The organism is Streptomyces sp. NPDC053673 (assembly GCF_055585225.1).
In genome coordinates, this window is sequence record NZ_JBVJKN010000013.1 from 169,120 (window position 1) to 182,793 (window position 13,674).

Annotated in this window: 11 protein-coding genes; 5 read left to right on the forward strand and 6 right to left on the reverse strand. The window is 69.8% G+C overall.

What is annotated here, in order from left to right:
* Nucleotides 1-19 precede the first annotated feature (19 nt).
* From ACZ6ZQ_RS20310 to ACZ6ZQ_RS20320, 3 genes are all read right to left on the reverse strand, one after another.
* Entirely contained in the window at nucleotides 20-2,515 is a 2,496-nt protein-coding gene (locus ACZ6ZQ_RS20310; RefSeq protein WP_469769892.1) for an ATP-binding SpoIIE family protein phosphatase, read from the reverse strand.
* 135 nt (nucleotides 2,516-2,650) lie between these two features.
* On the reverse strand, nucleotides 2,651-2,785 hold the full coding sequence (locus ACZ6ZQ_RS20315) for a hypothetical protein (protein WP_469769893.1): 135 nt from the start codon (nucleotides 2,783-2,785) through the stop codon (nucleotides 2,651-2,653).
* Between the two features lie 143 nt (nucleotides 2,786-2,928).
* Nucleotides 2,929-4,998: a SpoIIE family protein phosphatase gene (locus ACZ6ZQ_RS20320; RefSeq protein ID WP_469769894.1), complete on the reverse strand. Its 2,070-nt coding sequence runs from the start codon at nucleotides 4,996-4,998 to the stop codon at nucleotides 2,929-2,931.
* Between the two features lie 565 nt (nucleotides 4,999-5,563).
* On the opposite strand from ACZ6ZQ_RS20320, the gene ACZ6ZQ_RS20325 reads away from it, so the two are divergent.
* Nucleotides 5,564-7,279, forward strand: a complete 1,716-nt coding sequence (locus ACZ6ZQ_RS20325; RefSeq protein WP_469769934.1) for an ABC transporter ATP-binding protein — start codon at nucleotides 5,564-5,566, stop codon at nucleotides 7,277-7,279.
* A gap of 61 nt (nucleotides 7,280-7,340) precedes the next feature.
* Here the strand turns inward: ACZ6ZQ_RS20325 and ACZ6ZQ_RS20330 are convergent, their stop codons facing one another.
* Both ACZ6ZQ_RS20330 and ACZ6ZQ_RS20335 read right to left on the reverse strand, forming a co-directional pair.
* Entirely contained in the window at nucleotides 7,341-7,763 is a 423-nt protein-coding gene (locus ACZ6ZQ_RS20330) for a hypothetical protein (protein WP_469769935.1), read from the reverse strand.
* A 302-nt stretch (nucleotides 7,764-8,065) separates the two neighbouring features.
* A complete protein-coding gene (locus ACZ6ZQ_RS20335) occupies nucleotides 8,066-9,229 on the reverse strand; it encodes an NAD-dependent formate dehydrogenase (protein ID WP_469769895.1) in 1,164 nt (387 codons plus the stop codon).
* Between the two features lie 725 nt (nucleotides 9,230-9,954).
* Here ACZ6ZQ_RS20335 and ACZ6ZQ_RS20340 point away from each other — a divergent pair.
* The 3 genes from ACZ6ZQ_RS20340 to fmdA are packed head-to-tail and all read left to right on the forward strand — an operon-like array spanning nucleotide 9,955 to nucleotide 12,188.
* Nucleotides 9,955-10,233, forward strand: coding sequence for an FmdB family zinc ribbon protein (locus tag ACZ6ZQ_RS20340; RefSeq protein ID WP_469769896.1), 279 nt, complete (start codon nucleotides 9,955-9,957; stop codon nucleotides 10,231-10,233).
* Nucleotides 10,234-10,266: 33 nt separating this feature from the next.
* Nucleotides 10,267-10,905, forward strand: coding sequence for an AmiS/UreI family transporter (locus ACZ6ZQ_RS20345; RefSeq protein ID WP_469769897.1), 639 nt, complete (start codon nucleotides 10,267-10,269; stop codon nucleotides 10,903-10,905).
* Nucleotides 10,906-10,928: 23 nt separating this feature from the next.
* Complete coding sequence (gene fmdA / locus ACZ6ZQ_RS20350) at nucleotides 10,929-12,188, forward strand: formamidase (protein WP_469769898.1); 1,260 nt, start codon at nucleotides 10,929-10,931, stop codon at nucleotides 12,186-12,188.
* A gap of 125 nt (nucleotides 12,189-12,313) precedes the next feature.
* Here fmdA and ACZ6ZQ_RS20355 read toward each other — a convergent pair whose 3' ends face one another.
* A complete protein-coding gene (locus ACZ6ZQ_RS20355) occupies nucleotides 12,314-12,565 on the reverse strand; it encodes a DUF6158 family protein (RefSeq protein ID WP_469769899.1) in 252 nt (83 codons plus the stop codon).
* A gap of 275 nt (nucleotides 12,566-12,840) precedes the next feature.
* On the opposite strand from ACZ6ZQ_RS20355, the gene ACZ6ZQ_RS20360 reads away from it, so the two are divergent.
* Entirely contained in the window at nucleotides 12,841-13,566 is a 726-nt protein-coding gene (locus ACZ6ZQ_RS20360) for a response regulator transcription factor (RefSeq protein ID WP_469769900.1), read from the forward strand.
* Nucleotides 13,567-13,674 lie beyond the last annotated feature (108 nt).

Consider the following 13,674-nt stretch of genomic DNA (forward strand, 5'->3'; position numbering starts at 1 on the left):
CGGCACGGCGCTTACTCGGTCACAGCGGGGGCAAGGCCTGTTCGGACCAGACCGTTTTGCCCTCACGGGTGTAGCGGCTGCCCCAGCGGCGCGAGAGCTGGGCGACGAGGTACAGGCCGCGGCCGCCCTCCTCGGAGGTCCTGGCGCGGCGCATCCGCGGCTGGGTGTTGCTGGGGTCGGACACTTCGCAGGTGAGGGCGCCCGCGCGGATGAGCCGGAGCCGGACGGGGCCGCCGGCGTACCGGATGGCGTTGGTGACCAGCTCGCTGGCGATGAGTTCCGTGGTGAACGCCAGTTCGTCGAGGTCCCAACGGCTCAGCTGGTCCAGGACGAGATGGCGCGCGTCGCCGACGACCGAGGGGTCGGCGTCGAGCTGCCACGTGGCGCTGGAGTCGTCCGGTACGGCCCGTGCGCGGGCGAGGAGCAGCGTGACATCGTCCTTCAGCCGCCCCGGCGGCAGACCGGCGACGATGTCGTGCCGGGCGTCGCGCAGGGGCCGGCCGATCACGTCCGCGCGCACGAGGCGGTCCGACAGGTCCCGCATGCCCTCGTCGATGTCGCCCTCTCCGCGCTCGATCAAGCCGTCGGTGTACATGGCCAGGACGCTGCCCGGGGGCAGCTGGGCCTCCGCCGGTTCGAAGGGCCAGCCGCCCACGCCCAGGGGAGGGCCGGGGCTGAGTTCGACGTACTGCACCGTGCCGTCCGGAGCGACGACGGCCGGCGGCGGGTGTCCCGCACTCGCCATGACGCACTGCCGAGTCAACGGGTCGTAGACGGCATACAGGCAGGTGGCGCCGGCGGGTCCGGGGGGCTGCGCGAGGGTCTCTCCGCCGTCGCCCGCCGCGCCGCTCTCGGCCTCCGCGGCGACCTGCAGGACCAGGTCGTCCACGTGCACCAGCAGCTCGTCGGGTTCCAGTTCGAGATCGGCCAGTGCGCGCACGGCGCTGCGCAGACGCCCCATCATGGCCGTGGCGTGCAGGCCGTGACCGGCGACGTCGCCGACCACCAGAGCAACGCGGGCCGAGGACAGCGGAACGACGTCGAACCAGTCGCCGCCCACGCCGCTGTCGGCGTCGGCGGGCAGATAGACGCTGGCAGCCTCCAGCGCGGGCGTCTCCGACGTCGCCGGAGGGAGGAGGCTGCGCTGCAGGCCCACGGCCATCCGGCGCTCCTTGGTGTACCGGCGGGCGTTGTCCACGGCCAGCGCGGCACGGGCGGCGATCTCCTCCAGGAGTGCCAGATCGTCCTCGTCCAGCGGAGGGCTGTCCCCCGTGCGCCACAGCGTGATCCGGCCGAGCATGACTCCCCGTGCCCGAAGGGGCGCGCTCATCGCGGAATGGGCCCCGGGGAGCGCGGTGGCCCACTCCGGGGGTGCGCCGTCCTGCATCGCGGCCGTCTGTCCGTCGATCCCTGTGATCAGTACGCCCTGAGAGTGCCGCGCCGGACCGGGCGGCTCTTCCGCGGCGGCGGCTGGAGCGGAGTCGGCCGGGGCCGCGGACGGGGCCTCGACCGGGGCCGGGATCAGGACATGAGCCGTGCCCGTCCGCAGCGCACCGGCTTCCGCTCCGGCCACGGCCGTCCGGAGCAGAACGAGCGGATGACGCCCGTCGGCGGCCGGCTCGCCGCCGGTCAGCACGGTCTCCGCAAGATCCACCGCGGCGGAGTCACCGAGCGCCGGCGCCAGGACGCCCGCCATGTCCTCGATGGTGCGCAGGACGGACAGGGAACCGCTCAGTGCCGTGGTGGCGCGGTACAGCAGGTCCAGTCGGCCACGGGCCCGTTCGTGGTCGGTGACGTCGGTGAACACCGCCGCCACCCCCATCGGATGTCCTTCGGGCTCTTGGAGGCGGAACGCCTGGATGGCCAGGATCCGGCCGCCTCTGGGGTCCTCCAGGGTGCGCACGACGGCGTTGAAGCCGGTCAGCGGGTTACCGGTGCGCAGCACTTCTCGTAGCGGGTCCTCGATGGCGCGCGCGTCGTCGGCGTACAGGAAGTCCTCCAGGCGATGGCCGCTCAATGCGGCGGGCACCCCGGTGTACGGCAGCAGATGGGTGTTCGTACGCAGCAGACGCAGGCTCGCGTCGAAAACGGCCAGCCCCACCCGCCCTTGCAGGAACAGCTCTTGTGTGAAGGCACGGTCCTGGCGCCACTGCGCGACCAGCTCTGTGGGAGCGCAGAGTACGAGACAGCGCGCCCCGCCGTCGCGTCCGCCGTCGTTCAGCAGTAGGACACGGAAACCGACCTTGAGGTCGCGTCCGGACCCGTGCCGCAGGGTGGCCCGGCCGTCCCATCCGTCCCGCGCCGACGAATCCCTCTGCGCGAGGACCGCGTCCCAGCTGTTCACGTCCGCCAGGAGATCGCGTACCGGCCTGCCGCACACATCGCTGGACGGCAGCTGCAGGAGGGCTTCGGCTGCCGCCGTCCAGGCCACGACCGTCCCGGCATCGTCCAGCAGGGCCGCGGCCGTGTTGGTGATGGCGAAGGGGTAGTCCTGGCTGTCGTCGATGGCGCCCATGCGGGTTCGTCCCGTCCGCTGTTCCGGCCGTTCTCATGATCCTCCATGCCCGGAACGGAGGCCAGGCGCACTACGCCGTACGCGTCCCCGTACGCGTCCCCGTTCAGGGGATGTGCAGCGCCAGTCCGCACAGGCTCAGGCCCCGGCGGCGGCTCGGCGCCAGACGCGGAGGCCGTCGATGACGTTCTCCTCGTCCTTCGTGCAGTCCAGCCAGTCCTGGCCTTCGACGGCCGTGCGTTCCCGTGGGCCGAATGTCGGCGCGCGCTCCACACGTGGCAGGGTCTGGCGTACTTCGGCCGATGTGAGCAGGAAGTTGCCGCACCAGCAGGGAAGTTGTGCCGCTCGCTCGGGGCCGATGGCGTGGAAGCGGTCTTGGGCCTAAGGGCTGTCGTTCGGATCTTGCCGGGCTCGCCCTAGCCGGCCTGAGGTCGCAGAGTTCTTGCGAGGAGCATCGCCACATCGTCCTCGGCAGCCGTGGGCAGCAGTCGGCCGAGGATTTCGTCGCAGATCTCCTCCAGCGGGTGGCCGAGGTGCGCCAGCGCCTCGGCGAGCTGGCCCATGCCCTGGTCGAGGTCTCTGTCGCGGGCCTCGATCAGGCCGTCGGTGTAGAGCACCAGCAGGCTCCCCGGGGGCAGCGGCACCTGCTCGGTCCGGAAGTCCTGTCCGCCCGTTCCCAGGGGCGTGCCCGAGGAGCCGTCGAGGAACGCGATCGTCCCCCCGACGTCGACCATGGCCGGTGGTGGATGGCCGGCCCTGGCGATCACGCAGCCGTCGGCGGCCGGGTCGTGGACCGCGTATACGCACGTGGCCATTTCGTTCTCCCCCAGGTCGGCCACGGCCGCGTCCAGGGAGCGGAGCATCCGGGCCGGGGGGACGTCGTGCCGTGCCAGCGTGCGCACCGCGGTGCGCAGCTGGCCCATGACGGCCGCCGCATGGATTCCGTGCCCCATGACGTCCCCGATGACCAGCCCGGTTCTGCCGCCGGGGAGGGTGATGACGTCGAACCAGTCGCCGCCGACCTCGTGGCCGCTGGCCGGGAGGTACCGCCCGGTGAGTTCCAGGCCGGTCACTTCGGGCAGCGCGTTGTTCGTGAGGCTGCGCTGCAGGGTGAGGGCCGCCTCACGCTGGCTGGTGTACATGCGCGCGTTGTCGATGTGCAGTGCCGCACGGGCGACCAGGTCGTCGATGAGCACCCGGTCCTGTTCGTCGAACCGTTCACGGTCGCGGGTGCGTGTCAGCACCACAGTGCCGAGCACGGTGCCGCGGGCGACCAGCGGGACCAGTCGCGCGCAGCCGATGCGGGTACCGAAATACGTACGCAGCCGCTCGCCCTGCCGGCCCGGGAACAGCGTCGGGAGATCGCTCCGGTAGAGGTTCATGGGGCGCCCCTCGGCGATGACCCGTTCGTACACCGAGCCGAGCGGGACCTGGAAGGTCGCGCCCACATCCAGCTTCGCGGTGGGGGCGTCCGGATCGGGGAACACGGCCGCCATCCGGCGCAGGACCCCCTGGCAGGACGCGGCGGGCTCATCCGGGCCGAGCACTTCCTCCAGGAGCTGTACGTCGGCCGAGTCGGCCACCCGGGGCACCAGCATCCGCACGACTTCTTCGGCGGTCTGCCGCAGATCCAGGGTCGTCCCGATGCGCGCGCCGGCCTCGGCCAGCAGGGCGAAGCGCCGCTGGGCCCGCTCGGCCCGGACCTGCGCCTCCTGCCGATCGGTGATGTCGATCAGGGAGACGACAAGGCCCAGGCTCCGCCCGCCGCCGTCGAGCAGCGGGGCGAGGGAGCAGGACCACATCCGGTCGTGATCGGGATCGGCCGGCGTACGACCGGTGCCCCGCTCGTCGACCACCGCCTCACCGCGCTTCAGGACCTCTCGCATCAGTGTTTCGAGTGCCTCGACCTTCACCCCCGGCACGACCTCGGTGGGCCGCTTGCCGAGGTGCCGGGCCGCGGGGACGCCGTTCATACGCGCCAGGGCGTCGTTGACCCTCAGATAACGCAGATCGGGCCCGAGCATGGCCAGCCCGATGGGTGACTGGGTGAAGAGGCCTTCCAGGGCCGCCAGTGAATCCCGCATGCGCAGTACCGCGGACGTCTCCGCGGCGATGACCATGACGCCCGTCTCCCCGTGCGGATCCCCGGAGGGGCAGATCCACATCTCCATCTGCACGAAGTGCCCGTCGCGGTGGCGGACCGGGAGCGTCCCGATCACCGCCTCACCGTCCAGGACCCGCTCCGCGAGCTCCTCGGCCAGCTCCCAGTTGGCCTCGGGCACCAGAGCCGGGACGGCGTGGCGGCCGAGCACCTCTTCCGGCAGGTGGCCCAGCAGGTCCTGGGCGGCGAGCGACCACTCCACGAGGAGCCCCTGCGCATCGGTCCTCCACAGCGCGATCGGAAGCAGGTCGCGGAGCACTCCCGCGTACCCGACCGCCGTCAGGGGCTGGTCCGGCACATCGCTCGCCGGCTCGTGTGTGTCCAACGCATCGACCTAACCCCGGGGAGCGTGGGGCGCTCCGCCTGCCGGGCACTCTTGGCGCACTTCCGGCCGAGCGCTACGGGCACACGGCGAGTGCAGCACCTCGGCGCAATTCATACAAAATCACACTAACCGAGGCGGGGATGCGGAGCGGCCGGTGGCCGCCCCCTGCCCCCGCCGGGCCGACGCGGCAGGAGCGGATGCCTTGCCATGTCCGCTGCACCCGGTCGCCCGGTCGCCGTCTCCGCCACATGCGACAAGAACGCACGTGCGACGAGTACAACCGAGTGGGGCCGCGGCCGCCACAGCGACGGCACCGGTCGCCCCCATCCCTCAACCACCTCGCCCGGCGGCGCGTCTCGATTCGCGTGGGCGGCACCCTGCGTCCATGCCCCGCCCCGGCGTGGACGTAGCCTGATGCCTCCCCGCCCAGGCGGTCCCCGGCCCACCGACACCACCACGACGAGGAGCGCCCGTGGCCACCACGGCAGAATCCGCCCCACCGGCCCCGCGCACGGAGGCCACCCGGGCCACCGGGCCCGCCAAGCCCTCCACGCCCGCCTGGCGCATGCTCCTCGGATACGTACGACCGCACCGCTGGACGCTGCTCGCCGGAGCCGTGCTGGCGCTGGTCACCGGGGCCACCGGGCTGGCGCTGCCGCTGGTGGCCAAGTCCCTCATCGACGCACTCTCCCACGAGCGCTCGATCACGGGCGCTCTGCTGTTGATGTCGGCTCTGGTCGTCGCGAACGCAGGGATCGGCGCGCTCGGTTCCTACGTCCTCAGGCGCACCGCGGAGTCGGTCGTACTCGGCGCGCGGCGCACCCTGTCGTCGTACCTGCTGCGACTGCGCATCGCCGCCGTGGACCGCAGTGAACCCGGCGATCTGATGGCCCGCGTCACCTCCGACACCACGCTGCTGCGCGAGGTCACCACCGACTCCCTGGTGGGCATCGGCACCGGCGGGCTCACGCTCGTCGCCACGCTGGTGATGATGGGCCTGGTCGACCCGGTCCTGCTGGCCGTCACTCTCGGCGTGGTGCTGGGCGCGGGCACGGTGATCGGCGTGATCGTGCCCCGTATCAACAAGGCCAGCAGGCAGGCACAGGACGCGGTCGGCGCGATGGGCGCGTCCCTGGAACGCATCCTCGGCGCGCTGCGCACCGTGAAGGCCTCCGGCGCCGAACACCGCGAGGAGCAGACCGTGCACGCGGCCGCCGAGGAGTCCTGGCGGCAGAGCGTACGGGCGGCCAAGTGGTCGGCGCTGGCCGGGAACACGGCCGGCCTGTCGATGCAGATCGCCTTCATCACCGTGCTCGCGGTCGGCGGCGCCCGGGTCGCGACCGACGCGATCGACGTCGGCACTCTGGTCGCTTTCCTGCTGTACGTCTTCTACCTGATGTCCCCGATCCAGTCGGTCGTCGGCGCCGTCACCCAGTACCAGGCCGGAGCTGCCGCCCTCGCCCGTATCCAGGAGGCGCTGCGGCTGCCGGCCGAGCCGCCGGCCCGTCCCGCACCCCTGCCCGCCGCCGGCGCCGAACCCGCCGCGCTGGCCTTCGAGGACGTCCTGTTCCGTTACGCGGACGATCTGCCGTACGTCCACCACGGCGTGAGCTTCGCCGTACCGCCGCGCGGTATGACGGCCTTCGTCGGCCCTTCGGGTGCGGGAAAGACCACCGTCTTCTCACTCATCGAGCGGTTCTACGACCCCGGGGCGGGCCGGATCACGCTCGACGGCCGCGACCTCGCCCAGTGGGACATACCCGAGCTCCGTTCCGCGATCGGCTACGTCGAACAGGACGCCCCCGTACTCTCCGGCACGCTGCGGGACAACCTGCTGCTGGGCAACCCCGACGCCGGCGACAGCGACCTGCTCCGCGTGCTGAGGACCACCCGGCTCGACGGTCTCGTCGATCGGCTCCCGAAGGGCCTGGACACCCTCGTCGGCCATCGCGGCACCAAGCTGTCCGGCGGCGAGCGCCAGCGCGTCGCGATCGCCCGGGCGCTGCTGCGCCGCCCCCGGCTGCTCCTGCTCGACGAGGCCACCAGCCAGCTCGATGCCGTCAACGAAGCCGCGCTCCGTGACACCGTCGCCGACGTCGCACGTACCACCACCGTGATGGTGGTCGCCCACCGGCTGTCCACCGTCACCATGGCCGACCGCATCGTCGTCATGGACGCGGGCCGGGTACGCGCCGTGGGTACCCACCGCGAGCTGGTCGCCGCCGACCCGCTCTACGCCGAGCTCGCCGCCACCCAGTTCCTCGCCACCGCCGACCAGTGACCTGAGGCGAAAAAAGCGGATCCCCCGCCATGGCGGGGGATCCGTCTTCACATCCGGCTCGTCAGAGCTTTCCTCCGACCTCGCACGCCTGGCACGGCGGCCGGCCGCAGGTGCACTGCATGATGGCGTCGAGGACGTCGCGATCGTGGTAAAGGCATTCGTCCTTGCAGGTGTGGCGCGGGATGAAGCCGGCTTGGATCTCACCGGGCCACGCCTCGTGACCGTCCCGGCAGCGGATGAACCGCTCGGGGTCGGTGGCGTGCAGGTCGTGCATGTTCGACCGCGCCTCGTCCTCCAGCTCCCGTACGCGCGCCACCAGGGCCTTGAGCTCGGCGGCGATGTTCGAGTACCGGTCGGCGCCGGTCCGTACGTGCGCGGCCCGCAGTGCCATTGCTGCGTTGCCGAGGAACCTGCCGGCATCCTGAAGATCGGTCACGTGATGCATCTGAATGCCGTTCACGCCCCGGACCCACACGGCGTCCATGCTCACTGATCCACCTCTCCGGCCTCACCCTGGTATTCCTGCGAAGCGCCAATCTCCTCGGATATGCGCGGCGCCGATGCCACTGCATTCAAAAAAGAAAAATGTAATTAACGACGCTAAAGCTCTTCGCCGCCCCCGTCCAGTAAAAAATGCAGTGAACCGGCTCACAGGAGTCAAGGCGCCCTGAGAGGTGTCATTGCCCGCCCACGCGGCCACCCACGTGGTTGATCTTCACTCATTTTCTGGCGAGCCGAGCCGAGCAGAACTGAGCTCCGAACTGAACTGAGCTGGTCAATTCTCCGCTATCCGGCGACGGTGTAGGAGCGCGCTCCCGCCCCGGCCAGTCCGCCACCGTCGACGATCAGGTATTCCGGGCGGATGGGGCGTCCGTCGAGCCAGCACTCCAGAATCTCCCGGGTGCCGGCCGCGTACCGCGCCTGCGCCGAGAGGGTCGACCCGGACACATGCGGCGTCATCGCCTCGTGCGGCATGGTGCGCCAGGGGTGGTCGGGCGGCGGCGGCTGCGGATACCAGACGTCACCCGCGTAGCCGGCCAGTTGGCCGCTCTCCAGGGCACGCACCACGGCGTCCCGGTTGACGATGAGGGCGCGTGCGGTGTTGACGATGTACGAACCGCGCTTCATGGCCCCGATCAGGTCGTCGTCGAAGAGGTTCTGCGTCTGCGGATGCAGCGGCGTGTGGATCGACAGCACATCGATCGCGGGAGCCAGGGAACGGACGTCGGGATGCCAGTTCAGCGCGAGCTCCTCCTCGACCTCCCGAGGCAGTCGGTGCACGTCGCAGTAGTGCAGGGTGACGTCGAACGGCACGAGGCGACGCAGTACCGCCTGGCCGATCCGGCCCGAGCCGAGCACGCCGACGTGCATACCTTCCAGGTCGTAGGCGCGCGACACACTGTCGGCGATGTTCCAGCCCTTCTTGGTGGTCACCCACTCATGAGCCGGCATGTAGTTGTGCACCAGGGTGAGGATCTGCATCACGGCGTGCTCCGACACACTGATGCTGTTGCTGAAAGTCACCTCGGCCACGGTCATGCCATGGGAGATGGCGCTCGGCAGATCGACGTGGTCCGACCCGATCCCCGCGGTGATCGCGAGTCTGAGCCGGGGAGCCGCGGCGATCCGCTCGGGGGTCAGATAGGCGGGCCAGAACGGCTGCGAGATGACCACGTCGGTGTCGGGAAGCTCGCGGTCCAGGGTGGAGTCCGCCCCTTCCTTGTCGCTCGTGACGATGAAGGTGTGACCCCGGTCCTCCAGGAACCGGCGCAGTCCCAGTTCTCCGGAGACGCAGCCGAGGAGGTGCCCCGGGGTGAAATCGATGGCCTGCGGGGTCGGCGCGGTCTGACCGCCCGGATAGCCGGTGATGGTGGGAATCTCATCGCGGGCGTAGTCGGGAGGATAACCGCCCACGGGATCCGGATAGAGCACCGCAAGAATTTTTGCCATGGCCGTCCTCCATCGGTGGGGCCACTGCTCCGGTGAACGGGTAGGGCACCGGTAAACCGGTCGAACACCGATGATCTTGAATTTTAGTCGAGCGTGCGTCGGCGCTGCAATCCCCAGGGATAACGGGGAGGCGCTCCGGTGGATAGGGATACGGCTATTTCGATGAGGCCTGTGACGGGAATCCGGGAGCCGTTCCGCACCGATCGCCTGCTGGGCCACGGCCACTACGCAGCCGCGGCGTTGAACATTTTCGGGAGCCTCATCGCCGGCCCGGCCGCCACCGTTCTGGGCCCGGTCATCGGCAGGCTGACGGTGGCCCGGCGCATACGGCTCGACGCGCGGCGTCGGGCGCTCCCGCCGATACGGCTGGTGGGTGCGCTGATCATCCTGCTCGCCGTCAGTGCGGCGGCGCCGTCGGGGCAGTTGCGCGTTACGTACGGCGTTCTCCACATTCAGTTACGAGTTGGTCCACCTGTGCGAGAAAGGGCAGGTCGGCAAATCCTTGCTGTATGCCGCTTCGAGTCTCGCGGTGGGTCTTGCGGCAGCAGCTGCCGGGCCGGCCGTCGGGTCGCTCCGAGAAGGTCCAGGCCCGGCCGTCCGGCACTTGACACGTCGATTTACGAGACGTCTCCTTGAAGGTAGGAAATGCGCTGTGGCGTGCGCTAATCGGGGCGCACCGCACGCACTCGGGTTGGCCAGCGTCCACCGGCATCCGGAGGCTGCTGATGGCAACCTATGAATATCTATGCAGCCGATGTGGGCCATTCGACGTGAAGTTGGCGATCGGAACGGCGCCCAGCACATATGGCTGCCCTGTTTGCACAGGCGCTGCGAGACGTGTGTACACCTCGCCCGGTCTCACGCTGACCTCGCACGCGGTCGCCGCCCTTCATGACCAGGAGGAGCGGGCCCGTGAGGCCCCGGCAGTAGTCTCCGAAGTGCCGCCACGCAGAAGGGTGCCACGGCACCCACACCCCGCGCTCTCGCGGTTGCCGCGTCCCTGAGGGCGTCCACGCGGACTTAGGAGGTGCGTCCCCGTGGGAAACGTGGGACTGCTCTTTGTCGGTGCGGTGCTCTTCATCAACGGAATGCTGTTGCTCGGGAAGGTCGACGCCAAGGCGGCAGCGGTGTTCAACCTCTTCGTGGGCGCACTGCAGGTGCTGACGCCGACTTATCTCATCTTCGCCGCCGCCGGCGACCCCAGAGGGATCCTGGCGGCATCCGGTATCTATCTGTTCGGCTTCACCTACCTGTATGTAGGCGTGGGCCTCCTCGCCGGTCTCGACAGTACCGGCGTCGGCTACTATTCGCTGTTCGTCGCGGTTGCGGCCCTGGGGTACTCGTTCGTCACTTTCCGGCTCTTCAGGGACTACCCGTTCGGGGTCATCTGGCTCTACTGGGCATTCCTGTGGTTCCTGTTCTTCCTGTTGCTCGGCCTCAAGATGGACAGCCTCCAAACCTATACGGGCTGGGTCACGGCGATCCAGGGCTGGGTCACCGGCGTGATTCCCGCGGCGCTGCTGCTATCCGGTTACTGGGTGACCCCCACCGAAACCGCCATCGCGCTCGCGGTGTTCGGCGTGGTGGTGTTCGGAGCGCTTTGGCCGCTCACCCGGAATTCGCGCCAGGCGGCCCAAGCCGCCGCGGCGGCCGGAAGTGCGACCGCACCATCCTGAAAGGACCAGAAAGAGGGGCTGTCATGCCCGAAGTCATATTCAACGTGGACCAGAGCAAGTCGATGCGTGACCAGGACGTCCCAGGACACAACAGGTGGCACCCGGACGTTCCCACCGTCGTCATGGTGAAGCCGGGGGCCGAGTTCCGCCTGGAGACCCGTGACTGGACCGACTGCCAGGTCGGCAACAACGATTCCGCCAACGACGTACGCGACATCGATCTGACCATCCCCCACATGCTCAGCGGCCCGATAGGCATAGAGGGCGCCGAACCCGGCGACCTGCTCGTCGTCGACATCCTCGACCTCGGCCCCGTTCCCCAGCAGACCGGGGACGCGGCAGGCCAGGGCTGGGGCTACACCGGCATCTTCGCCAAGGCCAACGGCGGCGGCTTCCTGACCGACTACTTCCCCGATTCCTACAAGGCGATATGGGACCTCCACGGTCAGCAGGCAGTCTCCCGCCACCTTCCCGGGATCCGCTACACCGGCATCACCCACCCCGGGCTGTTCGGCACGGCCCCGTCCGCCGAGATGCTCACCCGTTGGAACGCCCGCGAGAAGGCGCTGATCGAGACCGACCCGAACCGGGTACCGCCCCTCGCGGTACCGCCGGACAGCAACAACGCGCTCGCCGGCACGGCCACCGGTGACCTCGCCACGCGCATCGCCGCGGAGGGCGCACGCACGGTGCCGGCCCGTGAGAACGGAGGTAACCAGGACATCAAGAACATGACCCGCGGCTCGAGGGCCTTCTTCCCCGTGTACGTCAAGGACGCCAAGCTCTCCGCGGGCGACCTGCACTTCAGCCAGGGCGACGGGGAGATCAGCTTCTGCGGCGCCATCGAGATGGGCGGATTCATCGACTTCCATGTCGACCTGATCAAGGGCGGCATGGAGAAGTACGGCGTCTCCACCAACCCGCTCTTCATGCCGGGCAATGTGGACCCCCGGTACACGGAGTTCATCTCCTTCGTCGGGGTCTCCGTCGACCACGACACGGACACGAACTTCTACATGGACGCGACGCTCGCCTACCGCCGGGCCTGCCTCAACGCCGTCGAGTACTTCAAGAAGTTCGGCTACAGCGGAGAGCAGGCCTACCTGCTGCTCGGCTCCGCCCCCATAGAGGGACGCATCAGCGGCATCGTCGACATCCCCAACGCCTGCTGCTCGCTGTACGTACCCACCGCCATGTTCGATTTCGACGTCCGGCCCAGCGCCGCAGGCCCGGTGAAGGCCGACCGCGGCAAGTGCGCCGTGACCTCCGGCGCCCCGGCCTGACCGGACAACACCTCGCCGTCCCGGCCCCGTCCTGCGGCCGGGACGGCTCCGTACCCGGGTGCTCGACCCGATCCGCACTGCCTTCCCGATCCGCACTGCCTTCGCCGAGGCCAACGGCCTTCACCTCACGGCTGTCCGCCGCTCGCTTCGCGGGCACGTGCGCCTGCGCGGGTACGGCCGGCCGACGGCGCGCGCTCAGGATGACGCCGCAGGTATTCGTTCTCCAGCGCGGCCATCCGTTGGGTGTGGGTGGCCAACGCGTCCGCGGAACCGTGCAGCAGGGTCTCGTGGCGTGTGCGATGAACGGCTTCCAGCTCCTTGAGCAGCAGCGCGTCCTCCAGCTGCTCAGGCGCCACCCCGCGGTCCTGCTCGTTCATGACTCGGACCTCCTGATCGGTGCATCGCGCAATCGCCTCTCCGCCGCCGGTACGAGGATCGAGGTGATCCACATGCTCATGGCATGGGCTGCGGGCTCATGGATTGCCACGCTCCCAGCTTGCCTGTCCGGTGCCGGTGGGGCCAGCCGATCGGGCCGGCGGTGCCGGACGGCGACCGGGGACCGGTCACCCGTGACCGACCGTAGCCCGTCGGCGGTCCCGGTGCGATCATCTGCACGGCACGGTGCGGGAGCGGCGAGGACGGGAGCGAGCGGATGGACGGTGACATCGGCCGGGGACGCGCGGGCCAGGGACGCGTGCTCGTCGTGGACGACGATCCGGCGATCCGGCGGTCGCTGGAGCGAGGACTGCGGCTGGCCGGTTTCGCCGTGTCCCTGGCCGAGGGCGGACGGCCCGCTCTGGCGCATGTACGGCAGCGGGCCGCCGATGTCCTCGTGCTGGACATTTCCATGCCGGACATCGACGGAATCGAGGTGTGCCGGACGCTGCGCGACGACGGCAACGACGTACCCGTCCTGATGCTGTCGGCGCTGGACGAGACAGCGGACCGGATCGCGGGACTTCAGGCAGGTGGCGACGACTATCTGGTCAAGCCGTTCGCGCTGCAGGAACTGGTGCTGCGGCTGGAGGCGCTGCTGCGCCGGCGGCCGCCCAGGGACACGGACGTGGTGCGCGTCGGTCCGCTCGTGCTCGATCCGGCGGCCCGCGAGGCACGTCTGGACGGGGAGCCACTGTCGCTGACCCGGCGCGAGTTCGAGCTGCTGGAGGTCCTCGCGCGCAACGTGGGCATCGTGCTGACGAGAGATCAGCTGCTGGACCGCGTGTGGGGGTACGACTTCGACGTCCGCACCGATGCCGTCGACACCTTCGTCAGCTACCTGCGGCGCAAGCTGGAGAGCGGCGGCCGTGCGCGGCTCGTCCACACCGTACGGGGAGTCGGCTTCGTCCTGCGCTGCGACGACAAGGCAGCGGACGCATGAGGGTTCAGGACACATGGACGCAGGGCACATGGGCGCAGCGCAGGGCACATGGCGACGAGCACATGAAGGAGCCGGGAACATGACGGAGCCCGGTACATGAAGGGGCCC